Origin of the sequence: Methanobrevibacter sp., from assembly GCF_017468685.1 — an archaeon.
Taxonomy (GTDB): Archaea; Methanobacteriota; Methanobacteria; order Methanobacteriales; family Methanobacteriaceae; genus Methanocatella.
On the sequence record NZ_JAFUHT010000040.1, the window covers coordinates 1 to 26,135 of the forward strand.

The following is a 26,135-nucleotide window of genomic DNA, read 5'->3' on the forward strand; positions in this document are numbered from 1 at the left end:
AAGTTACAATACAATAAAATCATACAAATATATTATTTTATGAATTCTGCTAACGAAACATTACGTGCAATCCGACACCGGAAAGCATTACTAACCAAAGAACGTGACGAAAGCATAGCCTATATAGAAGAATGCTACCGTAAAGATATGGAAATATTAGAAAAAGAAGAAAAAGAATGGTTAGAACAATTCAACGATGTTCCAATCAACGACATTTATAATGGAGATTCCAATTCTTCTAATAAATATCGTAAAAAACCAATTATTGTAGAAGCTTATCAAACAGATAAGGAATTGGAAATCGAAACCCTTGAAGGGGTAATGAAAGCCAGTCCAGGTGATTATATTATCACAGGCGTGCATGGTGAAAAATATCCGTGCAAACCGGATATATTCCATGAAACTTATGAGGAAGTAGATGACTAATAATGAAATCATTCATGACTTGAAAGACCCTGATGGTTGGACTGTGGAAAATAATCCTCATCCCGCACCTGATTATGTTAGATTATATCCTAATAAAGATGGTTATCATTGGACTGATTATATGGAATATTATGGAACTGGTGAATATATTTGTCATCAGTGCATAGTACGAGCTAAATATGGTAATGGGAATTGTATTGATGGTGGAGATTATTTCCAGTGTGTTAAATCCGGAAGATGGGAAGAATTGAGAAGAAAATATGAAGAGAAAAAAGATGTGCAAACTACATTGATGTGATATTTTATGAATTTTAAAGATTGTGATTATCGTTACATAGGTAACAATGATAAACTGTACTGTAAAAACAAAGATGGGATGGATAATTACTGTGATAACTGTAAGGAGAACATTCACTTGAATTGTGATAATTATAATCCTAAACGAGACATGTGTCTTAAATGGTTTGAAGAAAACATTAGCAGTTTAAAAGAATGTAAAGAGAAAACAACTTTTTCAGATAAGGAATTAAGTAGGAAATGGAGTAATTAATTAAAAAGGTGAAATAATGGAAGCAGATTATTGGAAAAACAGGATAAGGGAACATCAAAAACAAAGAACCGTAACAATTGAAATTCAACAAGATATTCAAGAAGCAATGATTAATTATCTTAAAACTGTTGGTAAAACTGAAGAGTTTACTTTAGCTTATCATGAATTTGGAGAAGTGGAATTACATTGCAATGGGGATTTATTTGACCTTGAGCAAATAGGTGGGTTCTGTGATGTTTTCGGATTACAAATAATAATAAATAACAGATTAGTTTCTGAAGATCATATGACCGATTCAACAATAATCAAAACAGGATACCTATTCACAACTACTGATAATAGAGAAAAAGGTGGAATAAACAATGGATTATAATTTACTCAGTCAATTGCTATTCAAAGCAAAAAAAGAGAACAAGACTGTTGAACTAATACCTAAATCCTCACGACCATCATATTTCATAGGACCCGACAAAAATGTTGATCTAAAAAAAGAATCCATTGTAACAGAGGATATGATAATTAGTTTGGATAGTATTAGCGCAGCACAATTAACAGATAATGATGTGGATCATGTTATAACAAGTATTGAGGAGCTGAAAAAATGGCCTTTAAAGTAGAGTTAAGCAATAATAGTGTAATAAAAAATTCTTTTGAAAGTATTAGTAAAATCGTTGATGAAATTACATTAACTGCAGATAGTGAAGGAATGCATTTAAGAGCATTGGACAGTAGTCATATAACTTTTGTTACTTTGGATTTAGATAAGACTTTGTTTGATGAGTATGAGTGTGATGTTCCTGAGAAGATGGCTATTGATTGTGATGATTTCAATACTATACTGAAAAAGTGCAAAAATGATGATATTTTGAAACTTAGTGTAGATGAGAGTAGTATATTAATTACTTTTGATGGTGATGCTAGGAGGAAATTCAAATTACCTTTCATTGATATGGAGTATGATAATCCAATCCCTCCAAATATCGACCTTCCAACAAAAATAACAATACCAAGTACACTCTTGAAAAATTACATTGATGATATGGGATTCTTCAGTGACAAATTAGATTTCATTGTTGATGAAAACTACTTCAAAGTAAAAACCTCCGGTCAAAAAGGAGAAGCAGAAACAGAATACCTGCACGGAGAAAACATACTTCAAGTAGTTAAATCAAGTTTCAGCATACCAAAACTACAGGAAATAATGAAGGCCCATAAATTCAGCGAAGAATGTAATGTTTATGTAGGTAACGATATGCCATTAAAGATTAATTTCACATTAATCACCGGAGATGGTTGTTTAGAATACTTGCTTGCACCCCGTCTTGAAGAGGAATAAATATGATAATACTTATCGGATACATTGAAACAGTAATCATATCATTAACATCAATCTTAATAGGGTTTTTTATAGCTTATGAACTATTTGGTTATAATCTGGAAGAGCAAATGCGAAAATATCGTCATGAACAATTTATGAAAGAATTACAGGAGTATGCAGATGAAAATAAAAAACTTTAACATTCTAATGGATCATCGTGAAAACACTCCACGATTAGAAAAAGCAAAACAATACTACAAAAACCAAGGAGATAATGTCCAAATAAAAGAACTGCTCATTGGTGATTATATCTTCAATAATCAAGTAGTATTTGAGTATAAGACATTAGAAGATTTCATTAAATCAGTTAAAGAATCAAGAGTGTTCAACCAAGCAATCGACCAAACAAAAACTTTCCCTTATCATTTTGTAATAATTGTTGCAAGCGAAAAAGAATTATATGACCAATTCCATGATGCAGAATGGCCAGAATTCACATGGCAACAATACAAAGGAGCAATCGCAAGGTTAAACACATACACCACAGTTATTGAAGCCAGTACAGAACATCAAGCAATCATGTTCATGAGAATACAAGCTCGCAAATGCTTAGATAACAAACGTGTTGTGAAAAGATTACCTCAAAAAACAGATAATCCTGCATTCAACTATTTAATGGGTGTTAAGCACATTGGTGATGATACTGCAGAACTAATTGTTGATAATCTTGACGTTTATGATTTAGAAGACCTGTTAAACTTAGACAATAATAAATTACAGGACGTTAAAGGAATTGGAAGTAAAACTGCAGGCATAGTGATGAGAGCAATAAAAAGAAAGAGGAAGAAAAAATGAGCATATTATCTGATAAAACAATTCTCGAAAGAATACGATTACAGAAAGATTTAATCATAGAACCCTTAGATGATAATGACATTCAACCGTGCAGTATTGATTTACATCTATCTGAAGAATTGAAAACAATTCAAGGCCAACAATATAATCTAAAACCATACAGTTATCTTGTTTTGGAACCAGGTGATTTCATACTTGGAAGTACAAGAGAATATGTTGTAATACCTGATGATCTTGTTGCAGTAGTTGATGGTAAAAGCAGCCTTGGCCGTCTTGGAATAACTGCACATGTAACAGCAGGATACATTGATGCTGGCTTTCATGGAAACATCACATTGGAAATAGCAAACCTCAGTGATGAACCATTCAGATTACAGAAAGATATGCCAATAGCACAAATAGTATTCCACACACTAACCAGTCCAGTAAACCGGCCTTATGGTAGTAGTGGATTAAATAGTCATTATCAAAACAGCAAAGGAACAATATTGTCCAAAAAAAAAGATGAAAAAAATTAAAAAGGAAGTATGAATAATTATGGTAAATATTAAAGTTGATTTTTTAAATTCTTCCGATATTGGAGAAGAACTAAAAAAAATAATTACTAACTTAGAAAATCCAAAAGATTATGTTTTAAGCTTACAATTAGATTATCGTGATGCTAACAGTATATTCAATTTAGACCAATTGGATAAGATTAATTTCACAGATGATTTACTGGAAATTATTTATAAAAACAATACTCATGTATTTTTCAAGATTGAAAACATCTTAGAATATTCTATTATTAATAAGGAAGATGTAATTGAATTGGAGGCAATCTAAAAAATGATAGATAAATTCAGCGGATTATCATTTGAACCAGTGGGGCGTTGCAGATGCATACCTTACCCACCAGTAAATGAAGACCATTTACTGGATGCTCTTAATTATTCAATTAAACATATGGAGGAACATATAATGAATGAACCAGATTACTATGCAGGTAATGGATTATCACCAATAGGTGCAATGAAACAAGGCTTAATAAGTAAAGAAGAGTATATAGGATTTCTTAAAGGAAATATCCTCAAATATGTTGTTCGTGCAGAACACAAAGAAAACCCAGTAAAAGATTTACTTAAAGCAAAATCTTATATTAACTTTTACTTAGAACTCTTCACAATGACTGAAGAGGAACTTGTAGAATTAAAAACAGATAAAAAAGAAACATTTGTAACATTAAATCAATTAGACGGCCAGGATGTAAAAAAGGGGGAAAAATAAATGGTAAATATTTGTGGAAAATGTGAATACTACATGTCAACCGAAATGGATCAAGAAGGAAATTACTATCATTACTGTGGAAAAGTCGATGAACTATTCCCACCTGAACCCCAACCAGATGGTGCAGAACCCCCAGCTAATGCTCCACCAACACTCAAATTAAAATTCAATGACCCAATCTGCCAACACTTTAAAAAAAGGAGAGGACATTAAAAATGTTAAACTTAATCAAATTCAACAAAGAATACTATCAACCAATAAGTGATGGAATTAAAACTCAAACAATCCGTAAAAACAATAAAAGATTAAATGTTGATGAAATTGTGAAAGCGATATTTCCAGGAACAGATAATGAATTATTGATAAAGATTACGGATGCTGGATATAAACAATTCAAATACTTAAATGAAGAAGATGCAAGGCTTGAAGGATATGATAATTTAAATGAGTTAAAAGAAGCATTACTAAAAATTTATCCAAGATTAGATAATTTTGACCGAATTTACTATTACAAATTTGAAGTTGTAGATGATTCATAATGTTATATGATAAAGTATTATGGTATGTTAGCACCTGCTGGGACAGTTATCGATGTGCTGACAAAGATGAAGTGAAAAGAATTATCCGGGAAGTTGTGGATGAAAATCCACATCTTAAGGATGATTATGTTAAACTTGGAGTTCTTGCAAAAAGACGCTGCATAGGAGAGTTATAAAAATGGTGTATTTAGATTCAGCAAAGATAAAAGAATACATAGATGTTAAAAACATAACCAATGAAAGTATAACTTTAAAATTAGATGGAGAAAAACTAATAAATGACATTTATAATGATATACGTGTTGATATAAAAGATAATGATGGTCCCATACAAGAATTAGAATGTTTTGATGCTCCATTCATACATATATATCCAAATGAAATATTCAATGAAAAAGATTGCAAACAATTAGCAATAGAGCTCAAAAACATGTTAAACAATAGAATAAGGTCACAATTAAACCTAAAATAAAATAGGAGGTTATATTTATGACTATTATAGTTGCAGTTAAAGATAAAAACGGAATAACTGTAGGTTCAGATAAAAGAGTCACCTCTGATAATATGATACTGGATGAAAACTCTTCAAAAATATTAATAAAAAAATTTAATATAATACACTTTAATCCTCCAAGTGATGAAGATGAATTCCTTATAGCTTTCAGTGGAGTATATAGTTTATTTGAATTATTGAAAACTTTTAAAGCACCTGCAATGGATGATAAAGATACATTCTTTAAATATTTACATAAAAATTTAATCCCATCATTAAACAGTTACCTTAGAAAATACAATTTCATCCAAGATTTCAATGGAATTGATGGTGTAGATTGGGAATTACTAATCATATATCAGGACAAAATGTATTCTGTTGAATTTAATTTAGGCATTATTGAAATAACAAGCGATTATTTTGCAAGTGGAACTGCAAGAGACATAGCATACGGAAGTTTACACACTAGTAGCAATATACATTATAAGCTAATGAGTCCACCACGTTCAAACTCAGCAAGATTCAAAGTAACAAAAGCTATCTATGCATGTGCAGCACACTCCACAAAATGCAATGACAACATGGACTTATATCAAAGCAAACTTGATACAGACAATAAAATATGGAAAATACAAAAAATAGATTAAAAAAAAGGAGGGAAAACAGAACATGGGAAACCGTGGAATAGAATTCCTATTAGACTTATATGAAAACAACCCATCTTATGATAATAATTATGTTAAAGGTGAAAGAAGAAGTCGAGAAAGAAATAGGAAAATGAAACAAAACCGGAAATTGAAAAACCGTTATTTACTATTGGATGAATTATTATACGAATCCAAACCATTAACATTAACTCCAAATCAATACAGATTAGTTAAAGATTTAATCTATGATTTCAACAACCGATTTAAAGAACTGCATAAACAAGCAAGCGAAGAAACAATAATATTAGCATTTATTTTCTTTGTGAAAAAAGTTGAAGACAGCAGAACCAAAGTCACAAATTGGAAAGTCTGCAAAGAATATGGATTAACAGATCATGTTTTTGAAATAATATTATGCAGATTAACATTAGGATTCATGGAAAGATGCCCTATTGTACCCAGAGAATACGGTAAAAGTGACCATGAAGTATTAGTGAGAGAGGGTAAAAGATGATAACTGCAGATAATGTTACTTTAACTCCACCAATGTTGTATATGCATGGTCCTGTTGTTAACAATGAAGTTACCAGTTTGATAAATAGTTTAACAGAGTTCTTCAGTCAAACTAATGTTGTGTATTTTGCTGATTTAACTGTTTCATGTAATGAATGGGAAGTTGTTAAAAACAGGTTTGGTGAAAATGTTGGTAAAAAAAGGAAAGATATTTCATTTCCTTTGAATACATTAAAACGATTGGATGTTTATGAGGATTGTTTAGTTTTTACTTTAGTAGATGATGTTGTTCATCGTGTTAAAGTGAATAAAAGGTTTTTTTATTTTTTTGAGTGGGAGCGTGCGTATTATGATTAAAATAACTTGTAAGGAGATTGAGGGTAATCGTAATGATGGTTATGTTGAGTTTTTAAAGAAGGATACTGGTGAGAAGTGTCATATTCTTTTGCAGATGTTGTTTCCTGATGCTTTGATTGTTTATCCTGATGGTAGGTTGGAGATAGAGGGTCGTCCAAGTTTCTGTAATTTTTTTAAGGATGGTTTGGTGACTGATGAGTTGGTTATTAATATGACTTCGATGTTTACTATGGTTTTTAAGTTGGAGATTGGTTATTTTGAGGATTGTGTTAAAATTAAGATTGTTCCGTCTAAGAATGATGATGATTGGTTTTAATTTTTGTCACTTTTTCTTTTTTTAAAAAAGAAACAAAAAAAGTTTTTAGTTGATATGTTTTCTATATTAACTAGTATATAAATATATATTATTTTCTAGTCAGGACTAGTCTTGATATTTTTTTCTTCTTTTTCCTCTTTTTTTTATGTTTCCACTACGGCACATCTTACTAGTATAGAAAAGGATAAAATATTTTTTCAGTTTTTTTTTAGATTAGATATGTGCGAGGAAGACGAAGAATTTTATGAGAATATTGAAAAATGCCCAGAATGTCAAACACTCACAATCAAATTGAGTGAAGACAGATCATATGAATACTGTACTAAATGTGGATTAATCACAAGGGCAAGTATAGTATACACAGCTGGGCAAAGATTCGACCTTCCCTACGGCATACTAATATTATAAAAAACTTAATTTTTTTTCTTAAAAAGATTCATTATTTCCACATTTAAATCATTTTCTTATTCTTTTTTAAAGATAATAAAAAAAGATTTAACTCTATTTATTTAGGAGGGAAAATTATGGCAAATATTAAAGGTAATGGAACCACAATAGGAAAATTCCTACTAATCATGTTCGCAGGAAAAACCCTGGCAATGCTTGCAGCAAAAGGAATTAACCTACCAGTCAATGAAGTAGAACTTGCAGGATATCTTGGTATAGTTTTAGGATTCATATATTCAGCATTAGATTCATACTTCAAAAACGATTACAGATGGACACACTTCAAAAAAATATTATCAATATTTGATAAAGAAATCGAAGATGACAATACTGAAGATGAAACTCCGGAAATAATCGAAACCAAAATTGAAGATGATGATCCAACTATCGAAATTGAACCTGAAGTAATTGAAGATGAAATAGTTGGTGAAGACGATGAATGCTAAAAACAACTATAATGATGATGAAAACATTATAGAAGACATCGACCCTGCAGGAGAATATGAAAACATAAATGGTGATAAAGATGACACCAAGTCATGAAAATATTCCCTGCATACAACAAGAAAAAATAACATCTCTTGAAAAAGAAATCATAGACTTGAAAGCTGAAAACGCTGAATTAAGTGCAAGAGTCGATGGAAAAAAAGATGATATCTATAGTATCAATAAGGAATTGATACGTGATAGGGAGACTCAAATCAAATTGCTTACCGAAGTCACCGAATTAAAAACTTTATTAAAAAAATCTCAAGAAGACAGAGAAGCTAATGACAATGAAATTAAAGACTTAAAAGATGAAATTAGTGCATTAAAATTAGGATTCACTGATTTTAAAAGTAGTGTTAACAGTTTCCGTAACACTATGTTAACTATCTTTGGTGTAGGAACACCAATCGTTACACTTGTAGTAACAGTAATATTGAAATTTTGGGGATTATAAAAAAACATCCCAAATTTTATTATTTTTATTATATTTTTTTCACGTTCATTTAAATTAATAAATGATATTTAGGGTTTGGTATAAAAAGCGTTAGGAAAGTGAATAAAAGTGAAAATCGAAAAAATAAAACTAACCGACATAGTACCAGCAGATTACAACCCTAGACAAATCAGTCCAGAAGAAAAAACCAAATTAAAAAACAGTATTGACAACTTTGGAATAGTAGAACCAATACTAATCAACCTATCCAATAATCGTATCATCGGAGGACATCAAAGATTCGATGTAATATTCGATGAACACTTATTAGATAATGATTTATATGCAGAGCTAAACCTACTCAGATTAAATGAAAGTTACGGATGGGTATTCCCAGACAATGACAAAACATTAGACTCTGAAGATATGGAAAAAGCATTAAACCTAGTACTGAATCGTGTAAGTGGAGACTGGAATGAAGAAAAATTACACCAAGTCTTCAATGACTTACAAGAATCAGGATTTAACCAAATGGGTTTAACCGGATTCGATAACTCTGAAATAACCGGCTTCACAGGATTAAACAACAAGTTAAACAATGACACACTTGCACAAGAAGATGAAGAAGTAACATTAGACTCATCAATGATAATCCCCGAAGATGAACCAGAATATGATGAATCCATAGCAGATAGTATTGAAACTATTATTTGTCCAAGGTGTGGCTATGAACTCCCAAAAGAGGACTACTCATAACCATAAACCAAAAGTCATATCAACATTTAGTGGATGCGGAGGGTCAAGTTACGGTTACAAGTTAGCCGGATATGAAGTATTGTTAGCAGTTGAAATGGATACACATGCAGTTGCAACATATCAAAAAAACTTCCCACAAACACCAATTTATTATGGTGACATTCATAAGTTAAGTGTTGAAAAAGTACTGGAAACAACTGGATTAATACCTGGAGAACTTGATCTGTTTGATGGTTCACCACCATGTCAAGGGTTCAGTACCGCAGGAGCTCGAGATTTCTGCGATACAAAAAATCAATTGTACCATGAATATGTTCGATTACTCCGTGGTTTATACCCTATAAATATCCCGTGTCTTTGTGGGAAAGTTAGGTATGTCACCAGATTTTTGACCTGGTCTTAAGTATTTTGAATATCTTGTGATGCTAGAATTATTTGGTTTTATCTTATTTTCCAAATGACCAATAGCTTGTTTAACAGTTATTGGTTTGTTTGTTGGTTTTGGATGACTAGCAGGTATTCCTAAATCTTTCCTAACTCCTATGAAAATCATCCTTTGCCTTGAAGTAGGGCAATTATAGTATTGTGCATTCATTAATTTGGCACGAACATCATAACCCGATTGCTTTAGTTGGGTTAATATGTCTTTGAAGATGATCTTCATATTTCCTTTAATCATTCCAGAGACATTCTCCATTACGAATGTCTTAGGGTAAGACCCAATAGACCATGTCCAACAATCACACGAAAACCACAATTAGTTCATTATAAAGAAAATCGTGAACTGGACATTCAAGAGTTAAGTATACTTCAATCTTTCACTTATCCTCCTAACACTTTCAAGTGGATAGGTTCGGATAATCAAATCAAAGAAAGAATTGGAAATAGTGTACCACCCAACCTGATGAAAGCTATTGCAGAGCACATCAGGTATAATATTCTTGATAAAATTGAATAATATTTTTTTTTATCTTATTAAGTATTTTTTAGTATATAAAAAAAGGAGGGTTATTCCTTATGGCTAAGACTAAATTAACTCCACAGTTGCAAGAAGAGTTCTGTAAAGCTATTGAAAACGGAGCAAGTATATTAGGAGCTTGTGGACATGTTGGAATAACTGAACCTACTTATTATAATTGGATTCATAGAGCAGAGGAAGCAAAGACTAGGACGAAATATGTGAAGTTCAAAGAATGTGTTGAAACTGCAAAAGAAAAAGCTTTATTTAATTTTGAACAGGTCATTGTCTCTGCTAGTATGGAGCATTGGCAAGCTGCAGCGTGGATGCTTGAAAGAAGATATCCTAATATGTATGGTAAACGTGAGAAAATTGAAGCTGATGTTACTCATAAAGGTTTATCAGGTCTTGCTGATGCTATAAAATCAAGTAAAGATAAGCATAGGCGAGAAGATGAAGGAGACTAAAACTTATTTTGAATATGGTGAGTTTGGTCGTACTGCTGTTGATTTTTTTGAGAATAGTGATGCTTGGATTAATATTGCTTATGGATCAGTAAGGTCAGGTAAGACAATTACCTGTAATGCAAGGTGGTTGACTTTTCTTGCTGAATCTAATTCTGATGAATTTTTAATATCTGGTAAAACTTCACAGTCATTGAAACGTAATGTTTTGAAACCTTTAATGGCAATGATGAATACTGAGGATATTCCTTATGATTTTCGTGCTCATGATGGTGAATTAATTATTGATGGTAAAACCTGTTATTGTATGGGGTTCAATGATGAGAAAGCTGTTGATGTTATTGCCGGCATGAGTGTCGGTGGATGGTTAGCAGATGAGATAGCAAGATGTCCAAAATCTGCGGTAGACATGGCCATCAGTCGTTGCAGTGATATTGGCGCAAAAATGTTCTGGAACACAAACCCAGATAGTCCTTATCATTATTTGTTCACGAATTACATTAACAACCATGATTTATTAAAAGCAGGAACTGTTAAAACTTGGAAGTTCCTTTTAGATGATAATCCTAATCTTCCACCTGAATATGTTGAAGAGTTAAAACGTGTTAATCAGAAATCCGAAGTATTCTATAAAAGGAATATCTTAGGAGAGTGGGTTATTGCTGAAGGAGCAATCTATGATAGTTTTGACACAACTCAAAATGTTTTCACATGGAATTATCTTAACAATGAATTTCCAGCAACAGAACAAATCCATGAAATTAACATCTGCTGTGATTATGGTGTATCAACAGTCACAACATTTGGTGTGATGGGTATTCATAGGGACATCAATCAAGGAAACAAGTATTATCTTCTTGAGGAAACCTACTATGACGCTGAAGACATTGGAGTCACACAATCAGATAGTGAAAGAGTTGATGATGTTATAGGATTACAGGAAAAATATGAGTTAAATGAAAACAGTACACTATTCCTACCTCACGATGCAGCATCACTTAAAACCGCTTGCCAAAAAGACTCACGATTAAAACTCAAAGTCAAAACTTATGCCCCAGATACATATGAGGACATCAAGAAAACTCAAGACTTATTCAACAACAACAAATTCCTAATACACCAAGACTGCACCAACAGCATAAGTCAAGCTCAAACTTACAGTTGGGATAAAAAAGCCCAACAAAGAGGTGAAGACAAACCCCTAAAAATAAATGACCACTGCCCCGACATGTGGAGAGGCGGACTATACGGACCAAGAGAAAAAACTGTACCAGTAACACCATTAGGTGTAATCTACTTCTAAAAATAGGAGAAATTTATAATGTTAAACAATTTTACAATGAACTTAAAATCAAGATTCAGGAATGCAATTATGCCGGTAATCCGAAAACCATATTCGGATAGTCTATTCCAACAATATGTTCGTGACTACCATTTCCTTTTCAATATTGCTAATAAAACTGCAGGGCATTATAGTTTCTTCAGAGAAGCTCAAGATAACCCTTATGTTTACGCATGTGTTAATGCTATTAGTGATACTTTCCTGGTGAATGGTTTCCGGATAAAAAATCCTGATGAATTCCAAGCAAATATTAACAATATAAGATATTTAACTAATTTGTTTAATCATCCTGAAAGTAATGAATCATCATTAACATTCCCAGTTTTCATTAAACAAATAGTTAACAGTCAAGAACTTGTTGGAGATACTTTTATTGAAATCAATTATGAAAAATTTGATTATGACCATAATAATTACCAAATCATCAATGGTTTACAATATGTACCAGCCAGTTTACTCCGTTGGTTTGATGATACAGAACAATATGGATTCCGTAACAAACCTAACATCCGTTATGAACCGGATGAACTGATTCATATTTATGAACCATCAACTGAATTCCGAGAATCAAAATTCGGTGTCAGTAAATTGGAAAAAATACAGAAACCATTACTCATGATGTTTCTTGGATTGGAGTATAATCAGAAACTCATGCAGAATGAAGGTATTGATCCAACAGCATTATTATCCTATCCTGATGATATGGATGATGATATGTTTGCAGCTGAGATTAGCAGATTGCAAGCCATGCTTCAGGCACAAGTGCGGAAGCAAGGTGGAATGTTAATCACCAAAGGAGCAACATATCAATCTGCAAACTTGAATAATAGGGATATGGATTATGTTAATATGATGAACATGTGCAGAGATATGATAATATCATTGTTCCGTGTTCCACCAAGCATTGTGGGGATTATTGAAACTGCAAATCTTGGGTCTGGTAATGGTGAAGCTCAAAAAGAACAATTCAAAAATGTCATGAATGCCAAAGCCAAATTTTATGAAGCAGCATTCAATAAAGCATTAGGCAGTAATGGTTTTAATGAAGTGTTTGAATTTAACGAAATGGATATTGAGGATGAGTTGAAACGTGCTAACATTGAAGGCATGCAAGTCCGTGATGGTATACGTACAGTTAATGAAGTACGTAAAGATTACGGATGGGACCCAGTAGACTGGGGAGATTACCCAATCAATAATAATAACTTGGATATGTTAACTGAAGACCTTGGAATGAAAAGCTTAGAGAATGGTCGCAGATATAAGAATAATTTATATAAATCTGGATTACTTGAAAACTGGATGTTCTAACTATGATACCTAATATAAGTGAATTGCATATTCCCAATATGAAAAAGTTAACTAGAGGTGAGCAACAATACCTCCGTGAACTTTTGAATGGTTTGGATAATCAGATGTTAACTGTTAGTGAGTGGTTAGGTACTGATGAAGCTAAAAGGTTTTTCAGAACTCGTCAAGCTGATATTGATGAGTTTTTTAAGAATAGTGGTATTAGAGAAGAATTACAAACCATTATTAATTCTAATGTTGATAATAGTGAAGATTTGATTAGGAAGTTTTATCAGGTTGGTAGTCATCTTGGGTATGGTGATCTTCATAAGAAAGTTGTTTATACTATTGCTGACCGTGAAGCTTTGTATCATGTGACTCAGTATAATTTTGAATTAATCCGTGATTTGAATACTACTTTGTTTGAAGGTATTCAGGAGACATTATTTAATGCTGTTGCTGCAGGTCAAGGTGCGGATGAAACTACTCGTGATATTCTTGCTTTAGGAATTAAACCTTTACCTATTAAAAATAAAGAAGGTAAAGTTGTCCGGTTGATTAGTTCTCGTGCCCGTGCTCGTATGATTGCACGCACTGAGCATGCAAGGGCTGTTAATACAGGTACACTTCAAGCTTATAGTAATTATGGTGTTGAGCAGGTTGAAATCATTACTGTTGGTGATAGTAATGTTTGTGATGATTGTATTGAGTTGGAAGACAATAATCCTTACTCATTAGAGGAAGCTATGAATCTTCTTCCGGTTCATCCTAATTGTCGTTGCAGTTATGGTCCTGTTGTTGAGAAACCTTTATGGTTCCCTGAGGATACTCCTGTGGTGGTTGATTTGACTAGAATGACTACTGCTCCAATGGAAGCATAAAAGAGAAACTGTTACAATGCCATAAAACTTTTGATATATTATTACTTGTAGTTTTACTACTATTTAACATGAAAAAAAATTTTTATTCAAAATCCATATAGAGTTTTTTTATCCCTTAAACTTTTTGACCTCCTAAAAAAAAGAGTATAAGGGTAAAATAGGAAAAAGAATCTCAGGAAAAAGAAAAAATTTTTTTCTTTTATTCTTTTTTCCTTAAATTATTTAATTTAGTCGTATGGTAATTATATTAGGTTTAAAATTTCCTATAATTACCTCTTTTCTACAAAAAAAATCTACGTGAAGTATAAATTTGTGAAAAAATTATGGTGTGAAAAAAAAGAATTCTTCTGTTAGTTTAAAAGGAAAAAAATGGATGGGAGAGGAAAAAAAAACAATTATAAAAATATCTCCTTTTTTTTGCTTTCCCATATTTTTTTTCTTAAAAAAGATCATGTTTAATCTACCATATTTTTTTAATCTCCAATATGAAAAAATATCTGACATGATATTTTTTTTCCATGGAAAAGAAAAATGAGGAATAAAAACATTATTAAATTTTGTTCCTCTTTTTTTCCTGGGGAAAAAATAATGTAAAAGAAAACGTTAGAGTATTTCTTTTTTCATGGTCATTTCGCTATTTTAAGACTCCACCTAGACCAAGTGGCTAAACTAGTCTAAAATCTTTTCGTGACATGTTCGTCAGTCTATGAAGTATGCAACATCTATAAAAAAAAGAAAGGAAAAAAAGAAAAGGATAAAAATAATAATATATGCAATAAAAAAAAGTGGGTGGAAAAAAGGTATAAAAAAAACATTTTTTCGCGTCTGTGCTTTTCCAATTACATTTGTATTTTTTTGTTTTCATTTTATCACCGCTAAAAATAATTGATAAATATTTTTTCACCAATATCCTTTTTTTTGTACTGCATATATGTCCTCCAAAAAAAACTGTTTTTCAAGTTTCTATATTAAAAAAATATTCTTTTCTTCATTTTTCCTTTTTTCTTCTCGAAAAGATAAAACCTCCGTCTAAAAAAAACTATTTCGACAAAACTTTGCTATTTGTGTATTCTTTATTCTCTTTCCAATTATATGGGAAATTAACTTTCATTTTTTTCCCATATAATAAAGAGAATAAAAAAAAATTTTCGTTTTAGTCAGCATGTTCTTTAAAAAAATAATCACTTTCAAAGATTAGTGAGAAGAACAAAACCTTTTTAAAAAATTTTTTTGTGATGCGTTATGTCAACTGCAACAACCACCACATCATACAAAGTCTATGGATTGCCCTTAGATGCTAAATCCTATGAATCAAATGATGATGGTACTTTAACAATAATTGGAGTTGCTTCAACCACCAACAAAGATTATGCTAATGAGATAGTATCACAAGAAGTACTTGAATCATTAGCACAACAAGCTCCTGGTCTCAACCTATTCAGAGACCATAATCGGCATTATGAAGGTGGAATTGGAGCTATTGTTGAAGCATGGGTAAAAGATAAAGAGCTTTGGATAAAAGCTCGTGTACTCAAAGAGTTTGCAAGTGGAATCAAAGAACGCCTAGACATAGGAATGAACTTTGGTTTCAGCATATCTGGATTCCCACGCAAACAACGAACTCCTGATGGTATCCTAATTACGGATTATGATTTGAAAGAGATCACTCTCACTTATATTCCGATGAATTGGGATACTTATGGAACTGTTGAATATAAATCTCTGAATTTAGTAGCCAGCAATTGTTTGACTGGTGCATGTTATCATGCGATACATGATGGTGAGAATATGGAAAATAAAGAAGAAAAAATTGAGGAAGTTCCAGAAGACCCAGTGAAAGATGAGAAAGCTATTGCTGGTTTTTCTGATGAACAAGTTGCTCAAATTACAGATTTAGTTAAAAATATGATGAATGAATTTGGCGCTGAAATTGAACCTCGTATTCTTGAAAATATTGAACCTAAAATTGAAGGTGTTGCTGAAGCTGCAGGAACTAAAGCTGCTGAAAAAGTTGCTGATAAGATTCTTGCTGAAATCAAAGCCACTAATGAAGTTCAAGAAGATGGGGAAACTGTTGAGGAAAAAGATTTAACTGAAGAAGAGGAAGTTGTTGAAACTGAATCTACTACTGAAGAAACCAATGAGGAAGAAGTTAAATCTGAAGCTGGTATAAAAGAACCTGAAACAGACTCAATGGAAACCACCAAAGAAACTGAAGAGGAAATTGTTGAAGAAGATGAGAAAGAAACTGAAGATGAAGTGATTGATGAAAAATCATTGAATCAAAAAATTCATGATGAAATTGTAAAACAATTGAATGAAAAGGCTATTCCATCTAAATTCAAAAAATTCCAAGAATCTCAGAAAAAGAAAAAAGAATCAACTATTAAACCAAAGCGTGATTCTTTTGGTAGAAACTTAAAATATATCTAAAAGTTATTTTTTTTTAATTTTTTTAAAATCAAAGTATTTTTTTTTAATATTTGCACTTCTCCATCTTCTTTTAGGAGGAGAAATGTGGATTTTAAACCATTTTTTTTATGTAAATTAACTGAAAAAGGAGTTAATGTTTTATGTCAACAACTATTGAAGATAAAATTTTAAATCAAGACAGTTTTAATATGAAATTTGCTGATGCAGCATTCAGTTTATCTGGTGATCTTAACCCTGGTTGGGCTGAACCAACTTTTGAAGATTTCTTCACAAGAGTAACTGATGAACCAGTACTCTTAGAACAATCTCGTGTAATCCAAATGAGATCATTACAACATGATATTGATGACCTTGGTATTGACTTAGATTTCGATGCTCAAAGAAACGCTTCCACCGGTGCAAGTACTGGTTTAACCAGTAATGAAACTGCACCTATTATGAAAAGGAAACAGTTATTAGCTCAACCTTTACAAGCTAAAACTATTATTCCTATGAACTTCATTGATGAAAACATTGAAGGTGAAGATTTCTTATCTAAATGGATTGGTCTTCTTGGTACCGAAATGGGTCCTGCTATGGAAAGATACGGTATCTACGCTGACACTAGTGTATCTACTCAAACTGGTGAAGGTACTGGTTTCACCATGACCAATGGGTTACTTGCACAGTTAAAAGCTATTGCTGCAGATTCCACAAATGACGCAGCTGGTTTTGCACCATTAACCTATTCCAATAATGCATTGGAAGGTTTATTAAATGCTGCTGAACTTTATGTTGAACAAGATGGTAACATGAAAAATGCTAACATCGTTGTTCCTCCTGCAATGTACAGTAAAGTTGTAAGGGACATTGCAACTCGTGAATCTGATTATGGTGACACCATTCTTAAAGATGGTAAAATCCCTATGATTATGGGTATGGAAGTTAAACAGGACAATGTCCTCCGTAACACCCGTCATGGATGGGACACTATGAAATTTGATTCCACTACTGGTTTACCAAAAGGTAATGGTAGTACTGTGGACAAATTAAGATATGCTTTCATCGGTGAACCTTCCAACGTTGTATTTGGTATGATGAGAGACATGGATGTCTTAAACCAATTCGATATTGATGAATTAGGTTACAAAGTTGTTGGTCTTGCTAAAGCGGATGCTAAAATCCACTATGACCAGGACACTATTGTTGTACCTTACACTAAAAATGCAAAATCTAACTCATAAAGATTTTTGCTTTTTAATATTTTTTTTTAAAGGAAGTGAAGTTGTATGGTTAAATTTAATGATTTAACTGATAGTGAAAAAACTGATAAAAAAGCTAGATTTAATATTCTTTCTGATGAAATTGCTGCTGCTGTTGCTGGTGATTCCACTATTGCAACTAAAGTTGAAGCATTAGAAACTGCTGTTGGTGATGAAGAAACTGCAGGTACTATCCTTGCACGTATCAAAGCATTGGAAGATGCTCAATAAAATACTTCCCAACAGGATTCAGAAAGTTAAAAAAAATAAGATGTAGATAGATTGGAAAATATTTTTTTTCTTTTCTACATTTTTAAATTTTTTATTTATTATTATAAGGGAGGAATTATATTTGACTTTGGATTTAATTACTCCTACTGACCTTAAAACTAAATTAAAGTTACAAGGCGTGGATGAATCATTATTAAGTGATGATTCTGTTTTGCAAGATTGGATTGATTTGAAAGTTGATGAGATTATTGAGTTGACTGGTTTGGCAATTAAACCGGTGACTCGAAAAGAAATACTCAGACATTTTAAAAGTGATCTGTTTGAAGCAAACATTTACCCTGTAACTGCTGTTAATTCTTTTAAAATCAACAATGTTGAATTAACAAGTGATGATTATGTTCTTGATGAAAATAGCGGTATCTTTTATCTTAACCATGGCCACAATGGTATGTTGGTTATTGAATATGTGCATTGTGTTTCTCAAGAATTTGTCACATCTAAAATTGATCCATTGATTGTTGATATGTTACTCTATGCTTTCAATGATACTAATCATGAAAACAGTAAAGGTAACATTTCTAGTATACATGAAATGGACACTACAATTAATTATGATACAAGTAATAGTCTTGGTAATCGTATATATGCTCGTTTAGAATCTTTAAAAAAATATGGTGCTTGTTCTTCAAAAGTTAAATGGTTGTGATGTGTTTATGGTATTTTTCCCAAATGAAGAATTAGAATTATACCAATACATTGAATCTGCAACAGAATTTAACTCTTACTACGAACCATTGAAAGAGTATTCTTTAATGGATACTGTGCCATGTAATTTCCAACCAATGAGTCCTAATGATTCTTTAAAACAATTTGGTGAGATTTTAACTGACACTTACAAAGTAATCATTGATTATAATGTAACTGTTGAACCGTCAATGCTGGTTAAAGTTAAAGGTAAACCTGATACTTATGAGATTGTTGGAACTCCAATGGTTAATACTCATTTTACTCCTACACGACACACAAAACTCATTTTGAAAAAACAACGCAAACCTACAAAGGTGATGGTATGATTGATATTGAGGTTAAAATCAATCCGAGTTTCTATAAGAAACTGGATAAATCCATTATTAAAAAATGTGAAGCCATCACTATCAAGAATACTACACTTGAGGCGGAATCTCGTTGTAAAAAAACTTGTCCTTATGAGACTGGTAATTTGATGAGAAGTCATTCAAGTGACATTTCCGATGAAGAGGGACTGGTTAAAAATAATGCTAAATATTGGACTTTTGTTGTTTTTGGAACCAGTAAAATGAAGGCACGTAACTATCCTCAAAAAGTTGCTAATGGCTTAAGTAGTGAGAACTACATGAGCAGGACTTTTAAAACACAATTACATAAAATGGGAGTGCTTGAATAATTATGTTAACTAAACCAATAAGGATGTTACTGAAAGTACTCTATAATAATGTCCTGCTTGAAGATGGAACTGTTGTGAAAATAGTTAAACGAGATTATCCTTACGACCACACTCCATGTTTAACTATTGATAATAGTGGTGGAACCAGTACTATTCAGAAAAACATTATCAATAAAGATAGTGTTATTCCTGAAGACCATCCACAATATGATAGTGAACATCCTGACAGGATGATTTCACAACAGATGATACGTGAAGAACGCAGCATCAGTTTGAATCTGAATATCTGGTGTAATTCTCAAGATGAAAGAGAGGAAATCATCAATCAAATCTCAACTATTTTTAAAAAGATACAATCAGATCATTACAGTTTCTGCAAACAATACCATAATGGAAATTGTAGTTTTCTTGATTCTGAATGTAGGGCTTTAACTGTACAGAATGGACGTACTGCTAAACATCAATGCCCTGACCCTATGGGTTATCATTATGAGAATATTTTCACTACTTATGATATTATTCGTCCTAGTTTTGATGTTGAACCTGCTTATGATTTGGATGATTCAACCGTGAATCCACAGGTTTTAAGAAGTATTATTCGTGTTTCTTTCAGTTATTATGATTATCATATTATCGGTGGGGCTATTAGTCAAGATTTAAGTGTTGATGAGGAATTATTATGAGTAAAAAAAAGAAAGAAACCTCCGATGAAAAATTCACTTTGGTGGAGTTAGTGCAATCAAGTGATGTGCATTATCCATCAATAATTATGGATTTGCATCGTGCTGGTTTATTAGAACAATATAAAAATGAATTAGAAGTTTATGGTAAAGAAGACATTACTCCTTCTTTAACATTAGCTGAATTTAATAAAATCGTGGAGGGTTAAATTATGGTTAAAAAACCCGGTGTTTATTTTGATGAAACAACTGAATTAGAGTTAGTTGGACTTGGTGCTAAAATCCCTGTAGTTATTGGTGCAACCGGAAATTCTGGTACACAAACTTATCCTGTTGAGGGTACTAATATTCAAACTTTCAGAAACTTTGAAGAAGCTAATCGAAGTATTGCTAATGGTGGTATTGGAACAGATACCAGTACTAATAAAGTGTTAGCTTTCTTAGAAAAGTTCTTTGAGGAATCAGAACCAAGAACAACTGAAGATTTAGGTGTTCCTTTTGTTTATGTTATTGACGTTGGAGATGGAACTACAAAAACCAGTTGGTTAACTGCGTTAACAAATGCTAAAAAATTAAACAAGGCCATTGTGGAAGTTTATGTTGGTGCGGATAATATTACTGATTACACTTTATCTGCATTCATTAGTGGTGCAATGGCAAGTATTGCTACTGAAACTACTAATTTAAACTTACGTACTGCATTTTTCACTAAAGAAGATGCTACTGATGCACAATTAATAGCATTAAACCCTTCCAGTGGGGGAATATTAGATAGTAGATGTTTCCTTTGTGAACCATTAGAATTTGGTAAAACTGTTGCTAGATTCTGTACTACACCTTATTGGGTTGAACCAGGATTCTTACCTTATCGTACCGTGAAACCTGGAACTTTCAAGGAAAGAACTAATGCAGAAATTGAAGCTTTACAAGCTGCAGGTGTTGTTATTAATTGTGATGAGGTTGTTGATACTGATGTTTATTGCAGAATCAATTTATCCGTTTCAACTGCTTATGCAGCTACAAAGAAACCTGCTGATGCTCTTGGTCATTGCAGATTTAATGCGGATCATTTGCTTCGTGAAATTTTCAAAGCGGTTTATCCTCAAGTAAAAAATAATGAGGTAACTTCTCAGATTGTTAAAAGTCAAACTCGTGTTGATGCTATTATTGATGCAGAAGTTGAAGCTGAAAGAATCATTGGTTATAACAGTGATACTGGTGAAGGTACTAAATTGACATTAGTTGAATCTAATCAGAATCCTTATGATATGGAGTTAATTGGAGATATTCTTTGTGTTAACTCTACTCATGCGATTAATGTTAAAGCTAGAATTAGAAATCCAATTGTTAAAAGTGCTAATTAAAAATTATATTTTTTTTAGAAAAAATGGAGATGATTAACGATGGCTGATACTGTAAGATATAGTCAAGCTGTTTTAATGTTTGATGATCTTGAAATTGTATGTGGTGGTTTTAAAACTAGTTTCAAAACTGAATCTACTGATTTAACCGCTACTAATAGTAGTAATGCTTATGATAGTCAAGATGGTAAAGAAACTGTTGAAGCTGAAGCATCTGATATTGACCCAGCTTTAAGAAAACCTATTAAAGCATTGTACGATAAGAAAGTTAAAGGTACTCTTGCGTCTTATGATTTTGATGAGGATACTGGTAATCTTATTGAAGATGATGTGCTCTATGGTGCTCGTATTACTGAACTCAGTAAAGAGAATGGTAATGAGCCTTTCAGTATTAAAATCAAAGCAAGGAACCATAAGAAACAAAATTAAAAAAGAGAGTTTTCATAAAATTATTTTTTTTATTTTTTTTTATGAATTAAAAAAATTAATTTTATTATTTTTTTTTGGAGTGTAGCATATGAATCCTGATGAAAAAGCAGCAAAGATGGAAAAACATTTACTTAAAACACAATTCCCACTTGAATGTGAAGAATTGCCTCTAGAAGCATTGACTCAAGAGGAAAGGATTGTGGTCTTTAAATGTATAGATCATGTTGAATTAACTGATGATGAGTTCACATTACTAAAGAAAACCTTACAGAAATACCGTGAATACATTACTAAATATAGACCAACCGAAACAATTGAAGCAATGGAAAATACTGTAAAGGTAATTAACACAGAAAAAGAATTCTTAGACATACTTAATGATGAAAGTAACAAAATGCTAAGAGTTCATTTAACATATCAAGGTCAAGTTTACGAATTTAATTTTGAAATATTACCAGTTGATGACTCCCGTATAGTTGACTATATGGAAATGAACATCGACTTATTCAAAGATTACAGTGAAGACGAAAAACAACTTTTCAACAAAGCACAAGAAGGAGAAGAATTAACTCCTGAAGAACAGGCAATGGTTGAAAAAATGACAAAAGACCTCAATGCGTTAGCAGGTCAAGAAAAAGCAAAACTTATAGATGGATTCCTCGCAAGTCAACTAAGACTCCCAGAATCCAGTCAAGATTATAATGACAGATTATTTTTCTGGAAAAAATTCCCATTCCTTGAAAAATGGGCTGTTGTCGGCAAAGTAGAAGAAAGACTTGGATTAACTGAAACCGCAAACGAGAAATTATTTCCAGATGGCTAATAGTTTCTTTGGTGAAGTTTACTTCAGAGTAAGTAAACATTTGGGAATGTTACCATTCGATGTCATCAAAAAGAAACATGATCCAAATATCAAGTTCCTAATTTTCAAGTATAGTAATGAAATAAGAAATGAAATCAAACAAGATAAAGAGTTAAAAGAAAAATTAAAAGAGTCCTAAAAAAAAGAAGAAGTGATGAAAAATGGTTTCATATGAAGATGTATTACTCCGTATTCGTGGACAAGATAACACTGGAGGTGCTTTTGGAAGCGCACAACAAAGAGTAGGTGCTTTGAAAACTGCCGTCGGTGGAGCAGTAACAGCAATGTCTGCTTCCATGTTAAGTTATGCGAAATCTGCTGTTGATTCAGCTATGACTGCAGAACAGGAATGGAACAAGTTCAGTAATGCAGTTGATAAAAATGGTGGTAATTGGGATAAACAATCTGATGAAATCAAAAAATGGGTTAGAGATTATTCTAATGAAATGGGTAGAAGTGTAGCAGATACAAGAGCTGCAATGACAACCTATATGAGCATGGGAATGTCTTTTAAAGACTCTCAAGATGCAATGAAAGCCACTAGTAATTATGCTGCACAAATGGGGTTAAGTCAAGAACAAGCTGCAGGACAATTACAGAAAGCATTTATGGGTAATGGTAAAGCATTGAAATCTCTTGGTCTTGATATTAAAGATTATAAAGATGAAACAACCGGTGCGGTGGATAAACAGAAATTATTAACAGATATTCTTAGCCGTACTGGTGGTGCAGCAGATAAATACGCTGATTCAAGTACTGCTAAATTCCAAAGATTAAACAATGTATTAGCAGGTTTGAAAACTGATTTTGGTGCAGCAATAATGGATGCAATAACTCCATTAATACCTGTTGTTCAAGGATTCCTTGATGTAATTAATAATTTACCTGGTCCTGTGAAAAGTGTTGGTTTTGCAGCGATTGCTCTTGGTGCAGGAATAGGAATTATAGCCGGACCTTTAATGTCAGTTATTGGTTTGATGGAAACATTAGGTTTCACATTACCAACAATTGGTGGATTATTAGGTGCTCTTGGTGGTGAAACTGCTGCATTAACTGGTGAAGAACTAGCATTAGCCGCTGCACAAGCAGGATTATCTGCTGAAGAGTTAGGTGCAGCAGCAGCACATGCCACAAATGGTATTGCATTAGAAGCTGAAGGCCTTGCAGCAACAACTGCAAGTGGTGGATTTTGGAGTATGGCCGCAGCAGAACTTGCAGCATTATGGCCAATACTTGCAATTGCAGCAGCTGTTGGAGCATTCGTTGTAATTGTTGAACAAATCGGAGAATCACTTGGATGGTGGACTGACTTCAGTACAATGCTTGATGCAATCCAAGCCGGAGTTCAAAGATTATGGTCTGCTTTTATGAACAGTCCACAGGTGCAAGGTGCCATTGCAGCAGTACGAAATGCCGTATCTCAATTATGGAGTTTTGTCAAACCAATATTTGATTGGATTGGTGCAGCATGGAATAACTTATTCAAAAGTGAAGGTGCAGGAAGCGGAGGCCCTGATGTAGTGGGGCAAATAATTAATTTCTTTGGACAATTAGGATCCATTGCAAGTCAAGTCTTTGGAGTATTACAACAAGGATTCACAGTGGTATTCAGTGTAATTTCACCATTATGGGTTATGTTATCCAATCTAGTAACTATCTTCTCCAGTCTTATGAATGGTAGTATGTCATGGCAAGATGCAATAATTTCTGCAATAACAACTATCATATCAGGATTAGGCGGTTTCTCTACCAGAGTAGGTCAAGTTGCATTACAAATCGGAAGAGCAATACTGAACAGTATTATTAATGCAGTTAGACCATTGCCTGGTAGGATTTGGCAATTCTTAACTCAAGCTATAACAAGGTTCATTAACTTCAGAACCAGAGTGGCTACAATTGCAGTTCAAGCAGGATTAAGAATACTTCAAGGTATCGTTAATCGTGTTCGTCAAATCCCTGGACAAGTAGGTACTTTCATGATGAGAGTTCCGGGTCGTATAGCAAGTGCTGCCGGTTCAGCAGTAGGGGCGGCTGTAAGTCTTGCTAGTGGAGTTGTGACTGCAGTACGTAATGGTATTATGGGTATTGCAGATACTGTTTATAATGAGTTCATGAATATTCCAAGCCGAATTAATAGTGCGGTATCTGATGCGGTAAGTGCAGCAGCAAATTTCGGTTCAGGAATTAAAGATGCAGTATTAAATGCGTTACATATTGCATCACCTGGTATTATTCAACGAAAAATTGCTATTGAATTTCAAGATATACCGGGTCGTATTGGTGAAAGTAACAGGTATGTTTATAGTGCTGCAAGAGACTATGCAGGAAACATACTAAAAGGATTTAATGCTCCTCAAATGAGCTTACCAACAGTAAATAGTATTCGTGAAAACGCTAATTATACTCCTAACAGTACAAGTAATGGTAATACAACAATTGTACATGTTCATGAAAACGCAATGCCTTTAAATGCTCATAATTTAACCGCAAAAGAAGCAACAAGTGTAGTGATAACCGCATTAGAAACATTAAGTGACGACCCTGCGGGAGTGTGAATAATAATGGCTAAAAACTTATATAATATACCTACTGATGGATGTAATCTTGAAATTATGAGATATCCTTTTTATGCTGAAGATGTTTCACCAAATGAAGCATACAGACGAAGAGAATATAATTTTAATAGTGTTGTTGGTGGAACACAAATCGTCACACCAGGGCAATATGTAGGGTTAGATTTCACTATCACTACACATATTCCTATTAATCCAAATAGACCAGATGTTCACAAACAAATTTTTCAGGAGATGATGAGCAAACCGGTAACTGTAACTTCTCCTGAAATTGGAGGTTCGTTCCAAGCAATTGTTATTGTCAAACCTGTTCATGAAACCTTCAACTCTTTAAAATTAGAAATCAGTATAAAAGAAGTTCCTGATTCTAAAAGTCTTATTCCTGGTGAAAACTTTGTTGTTCCTGCTGCTAGAAAAATCACTAAAAAGAAAGTAACTAATAAAAATTCTAAAAAAGAAAATTCTTCTAAAACCACATCTAAGAAAACAAAAACTAAAACTAAAAAGAAAACTGTTTCTAAGAAAAGTAAATCGAAGAAAAAGAATAAATGAATTTGAGGGG

At 32.7% G+C, this 26,135-nt stretch carries 43 protein-coding genes; 42 read left to right on the top strand and 1 reads right to left on the bottom strand.

Annotated elements, in window-relative coordinates; all coding sequences use genetic code 11:
* From IJ258_RS05580 to IJ258_RS05690, 23 genes are all read left to right on the top strand, one after another.
* On the top strand, positions 1–426 hold a 426-nt coding region (locus tag IJ258_RS05580; RefSeq protein ID WP_292804151.1), incomplete at its 5' end, for a hypothetical protein.
* The gene (locus IJ258_RS05585; RefSeq protein WP_292804153.1) at positions 419–724 is read left to right on the top strand and encodes a hypothetical protein; all 306 of its coding nucleotides are present in this window, start codon (positions 419–421) and stop codon (positions 722–724) included. The genes IJ258_RS05580 and IJ258_RS05585, both read left to right, overlap by 8 nt.
* A gap of 6 nt (positions 725–730) precedes the next feature.
* On the top strand, positions 731–976 hold the full coding sequence (locus IJ258_RS05590; protein ID WP_292804155.1) for a hypothetical protein: 246 nt from the start codon (positions 731–733) through the stop codon (positions 974–976).
* A 16-nt stretch (positions 977–992) separates the two neighbouring features.
* On the top strand, positions 993–1,349 hold the full coding sequence (locus tag IJ258_RS05595) for a hypothetical protein (RefSeq protein ID WP_292804157.1): 357 nt from the start codon (positions 993–995) through the stop codon (positions 1,347–1,349).
* A complete protein-coding gene (locus tag IJ258_RS05600; protein ID WP_292804159.1) occupies positions 1,339–1,593 on the top strand; it encodes a hypothetical protein in 255 nt (84 codons plus the stop codon). The genes IJ258_RS05595 and IJ258_RS05600 overlap by 11 nt, the downstream gene beginning before the upstream one ends.
* Complete coding sequence (gene pcn, locus IJ258_RS05605) at positions 1,578–2,312, top strand: proliferating cell nuclear antigen (pcna) (protein WP_292804161.1); 735 nt, start codon at positions 1,578–1,580, stop codon at positions 2,310–2,312. The genes IJ258_RS05600 and pcn overlap by 16 nt, the downstream gene beginning before the upstream one ends.
* A gap of 162 nt (positions 2,313–2,474) precedes the next feature.
* Positions 2,475–3,149: an ERCC4 domain-containing protein gene (locus IJ258_RS05610; protein ID WP_292804163.1), complete on the top strand. Its 675-nt coding sequence runs from the start codon at positions 2,475–2,477 to the stop codon at positions 3,147–3,149.
* Positions 3,146–3,667, top strand: coding sequence for a dCTP deaminase (dcd, locus tag IJ258_RS05615; protein WP_292804165.1), 522 nt, complete (start codon positions 3,146–3,148; stop codon positions 3,665–3,667). The genes IJ258_RS05610 and dcd overlap by 4 nt, the downstream gene beginning before the upstream one ends.
* Positions 3,668–3,686: 19 nt before the next feature.
* Positions 3,687–3,974, top strand: a complete 288-nt coding sequence (locus tag IJ258_RS05620) for a hypothetical protein (RefSeq protein WP_292804167.1) — start codon at positions 3,687–3,689, stop codon at positions 3,972–3,974.
* Positions 3,975–3,977: 3 nt separating this feature from the next.
* Positions 3,978–4,415, top strand: a complete 438-nt coding sequence (locus IJ258_RS05625) for a DUF3310 domain-containing protein (RefSeq protein WP_292804169.1) — start codon at positions 3,978–3,980, stop codon at positions 4,413–4,415.
* A complete protein-coding gene (locus tag IJ258_RS05630; RefSeq protein ID WP_292804171.1) occupies positions 4,416–4,628 on the top strand; it encodes a hypothetical protein in 213 nt (70 codons plus the stop codon).
* A 2-nt stretch (positions 4,629–4,630) separates the two neighbouring features.
* On the top strand, positions 4,631–4,954 hold the full coding sequence (locus tag IJ258_RS05635) for an ASCH domain-containing protein (RefSeq protein ID WP_292804173.1): 324 nt from the start codon (positions 4,631–4,633) through the stop codon (positions 4,952–4,954).
* Positions 4,954–5,130, top strand: coding sequence for a hypothetical protein (locus IJ258_RS05640; protein WP_292804175.1), 177 nt, complete (start codon positions 4,954–4,956; stop codon positions 5,128–5,130). The genes IJ258_RS05635 and IJ258_RS05640 overlap by 1 nt, the downstream gene beginning before the upstream one ends.
* Before the next feature lie 2 nt (positions 5,131–5,132).
* Complete coding sequence (locus IJ258_RS05645) at positions 5,133–5,426, top strand: hypothetical protein (RefSeq protein WP_292804177.1); 294 nt, start codon at positions 5,133–5,135, stop codon at positions 5,424–5,426.
* Between the two features lie 17 nt (positions 5,427–5,443).
* The gene (locus IJ258_RS05650; protein ID WP_292804179.1) at positions 5,444–6,094 is read left to right on the top strand and encodes a hypothetical protein; all 651 of its coding nucleotides are present in this window, start codon (positions 5,444–5,446) and stop codon (positions 6,092–6,094) included.
* Between the two features lie 22 nt (positions 6,095–6,116).
* On the top strand, positions 6,117–6,608 hold the full coding sequence (locus tag IJ258_RS05655) for a hypothetical protein (RefSeq protein WP_292804181.1): 492 nt from the start codon (positions 6,117–6,119) through the stop codon (positions 6,606–6,608).
* Positions 6,605–6,964 (top strand): hypothetical protein, encoded by a 360-nt coding sequence (locus tag IJ258_RS05660; RefSeq protein WP_292804184.1) that lies wholly within the window; start codon positions 6,605–6,607, stop codon positions 6,962–6,964. Before IJ258_RS05655 ends, IJ258_RS05660 begins: the two co-directional genes overlap by 4 nt.
* Entirely contained in the window at positions 6,957–7,280 is a 324-nt protein-coding gene (locus tag IJ258_RS05665; protein WP_292804187.1) for a hypothetical protein, read from the top strand. Before IJ258_RS05660 ends, IJ258_RS05665 begins: the two co-directional genes overlap by 8 nt.
* Before the next feature lie 219 nt (positions 7,281–7,499).
* Positions 7,500–7,688, top strand: a complete 189-nt coding sequence (locus tag IJ258_RS05670) for a hypothetical protein (RefSeq protein ID WP_292804190.1) — start codon at positions 7,500–7,502, stop codon at positions 7,686–7,688.
* A 116-nt stretch (positions 7,689–7,804) separates the two neighbouring features.
* Positions 7,805–8,173: a hypothetical protein gene (locus tag IJ258_RS05675; RefSeq protein ID WP_292804193.1), complete on the top strand. Its 369-nt coding sequence runs from the start codon at positions 7,805–7,807 to the stop codon at positions 8,171–8,173.
* Between the two features lie 80 nt (positions 8,174–8,253).
* Complete coding sequence (locus tag IJ258_RS05680) at positions 8,254–8,670, top strand: hypothetical protein (protein WP_292804196.1); 417 nt, start codon at positions 8,254–8,256, stop codon at positions 8,668–8,670.
* A 108-nt stretch (positions 8,671–8,778) separates the two neighbouring features.
* The gene (locus tag IJ258_RS05685) at positions 8,779–9,405 is read left to right on the top strand and encodes a ParB N-terminal domain-containing protein (protein ID WP_292804199.1); all 627 of its coding nucleotides are present in this window, start codon (positions 8,779–8,781) and stop codon (positions 9,403–9,405) included.
* Positions 9,377–9,808 carry a DNA cytosine methyltransferase gene (locus IJ258_RS05690; RefSeq protein ID WP_292804202.1) on the top strand — a complete coding sequence of 144 codons (432 nt, stop codon included), beginning with the start codon at positions 9,377–9,379 and terminating at the stop codon, positions 9,806–9,808. Before IJ258_RS05685 ends, IJ258_RS05690 begins: the two co-directional genes overlap by 29 nt.
* Here IJ258_RS05690 and IJ258_RS05695 read toward each other — a convergent pair.
* On the bottom strand, positions 9,737–10,162 hold the full coding sequence (locus tag IJ258_RS05695; protein WP_292804205.1) for a DNA cytosine methyltransferase: 426 nt from the start codon (positions 10,160–10,162) through the stop codon (positions 9,737–9,739). The genes IJ258_RS05690 and IJ258_RS05695 overlap by 72 nt on opposite strands.
* On the opposite strand from IJ258_RS05695, the gene IJ258_RS11940 reads away from it, so the two are divergent.
* The 19 genes from IJ258_RS11940 to IJ258_RS05785 all read left to right on the top strand — a co-directional run bounded on the left by IJ258_RS11940 (position 10,145) and on the right by IJ258_RS05785 (position 26,125).
* On the top strand, positions 10,145–10,363 hold the full coding sequence (locus IJ258_RS11940; RefSeq protein ID WP_366514570.1) for a DNA cytosine methyltransferase: 219 nt from the start codon (positions 10,145–10,147) through the stop codon (positions 10,361–10,363). The genes IJ258_RS05695 and IJ258_RS11940 overlap by 18 nt on opposite strands.
* Before the next feature lie 221 nt (positions 10,364–10,584).
* Entirely contained in the window at positions 10,585–10,830 is a 246-nt protein-coding gene (locus IJ258_RS05700; RefSeq protein ID WP_292804208.1) for a hypothetical protein, read from the top strand.
* Positions 10,817–12,130, top strand: a complete 1,314-nt coding sequence (locus IJ258_RS05705) for a PBSX family phage terminase large subunit (protein WP_292804211.1) — start codon at positions 10,817–10,819, stop codon at positions 12,128–12,130. Before IJ258_RS05700 ends, IJ258_RS05705 begins: the two co-directional genes overlap by 14 nt.
* An 18-nt stretch (positions 12,131–12,148) precedes the next feature.
* Positions 12,149–13,480: a phage portal protein gene (locus tag IJ258_RS05710; RefSeq protein WP_292804214.1), complete on the top strand. Its 1,332-nt coding sequence runs from the start codon at positions 12,149–12,151 to the stop codon at positions 13,478–13,480.
* A gap of 2 nt (positions 13,481–13,482) precedes the next feature.
* The gene (locus tag IJ258_RS05715; RefSeq protein ID WP_292804217.1) at positions 13,483–14,340 is read left to right on the top strand and encodes a phage minor head protein; all 858 of its coding nucleotides are present in this window, start codon (positions 13,483–13,485) and stop codon (positions 14,338–14,340) included.
* A 1,242-nt stretch (positions 14,341–15,582) separates the two neighbouring features.
* The gene (locus IJ258_RS05720; RefSeq protein ID WP_292804220.1) at positions 15,583–16,773 is read left to right on the top strand and encodes a hypothetical protein; all 1,191 of its coding nucleotides are present in this window, start codon (positions 15,583–15,585) and stop codon (positions 16,771–16,773) included.
* 140 nt (positions 16,774–16,913) lie between these two features.
* Positions 16,914–17,996, top strand: coding sequence for a hypothetical protein (locus IJ258_RS05725; protein ID WP_292804223.1), 1,083 nt, complete (start codon positions 16,914–16,916; stop codon positions 17,994–17,996).
* Positions 17,997–18,041: 45 nt separating this feature from the next.
* Positions 18,042–18,245 carry a hypothetical protein gene (locus IJ258_RS05730; protein ID WP_292804226.1) on the top strand — a complete coding sequence of 68 codons (204 nt, stop codon included), beginning with the start codon at positions 18,042–18,044 and terminating at the stop codon, positions 18,243–18,245.
* A 121-nt stretch (positions 18,246–18,366) separates the two neighbouring features.
* Entirely contained in the window at positions 18,367–18,951 is a 585-nt protein-coding gene (locus IJ258_RS05735) for a hypothetical protein (RefSeq protein WP_292804229.1), read from the top strand.
* Between the two features lie 7 nt (positions 18,952–18,958).
* Entirely contained in the window at positions 18,959–19,318 is a 360-nt protein-coding gene (locus tag IJ258_RS05740; RefSeq protein ID WP_292804232.1) for a hypothetical protein, read from the top strand.
* Positions 19,315–19,668, top strand: coding sequence for a hypothetical protein (locus IJ258_RS05745; RefSeq protein ID WP_292804235.1), 354 nt, complete (start codon positions 19,315–19,317; stop codon positions 19,666–19,668). Before IJ258_RS05740 ends, IJ258_RS05745 begins: the two co-directional genes overlap by 4 nt.
* 2 nt (positions 19,669–19,670) lie before the next feature.
* On the top strand, positions 19,671–20,351 hold the full coding sequence (locus tag IJ258_RS05750; protein WP_292804238.1) for a hypothetical protein: 681 nt from the start codon (positions 19,671–19,673) through the stop codon (positions 20,349–20,351).
* The gene (locus IJ258_RS05755; RefSeq protein WP_292804241.1) at positions 20,348–20,557 is read left to right on the top strand and encodes a hypothetical protein; all 210 of its coding nucleotides are present in this window, start codon (positions 20,348–20,350) and stop codon (positions 20,555–20,557) included. Before IJ258_RS05750 ends, IJ258_RS05755 begins: the two co-directional genes overlap by 4 nt.
* Before the next feature lie 3 nt (positions 20,558–20,560).
* Positions 20,561–21,712: a hypothetical protein gene (locus tag IJ258_RS05760; protein ID WP_292804244.1), complete on the top strand. Its 1,152-nt coding sequence runs from the start codon at positions 20,561–20,563 to the stop codon at positions 21,710–21,712.
* Positions 21,713–21,751: 39 nt separating this feature from the next.
* Complete coding sequence (locus tag IJ258_RS05765; RefSeq protein ID WP_292804247.1) at positions 21,752–22,138, top strand: hypothetical protein; 387 nt, start codon at positions 21,752–21,754, stop codon at positions 22,136–22,138.
* Positions 22,139–22,226: 88 nt separating this feature from the next.
* Entirely contained in the window at positions 22,227–22,961 is a 735-nt protein-coding gene (locus tag IJ258_RS05770) for a hypothetical protein (RefSeq protein ID WP_292804250.1), read from the top strand.
* Entirely contained in the window at positions 22,954–23,139 is a 186-nt protein-coding gene (locus IJ258_RS05775) for a hypothetical protein (RefSeq protein ID WP_292804253.1), read from the top strand. Before IJ258_RS05770 ends, IJ258_RS05775 begins: the two co-directional genes overlap by 8 nt.
* Positions 23,140–23,161: 22 nt before the next feature.
* A complete protein-coding gene (locus IJ258_RS05780; protein ID WP_292804256.1) occupies positions 23,162–25,555 on the top strand; it encodes a hypothetical protein in 2,394 nt (797 codons plus the stop codon).
* 6 nt (positions 25,556–25,561) lie between these two features.
* A complete protein-coding gene (locus tag IJ258_RS05785) occupies positions 25,562–26,125 on the top strand; it encodes a hypothetical protein (RefSeq protein ID WP_292804259.1) in 564 nt (187 codons plus the stop codon).
* Positions 26,126–26,135 lie beyond the last annotated feature (10 nt).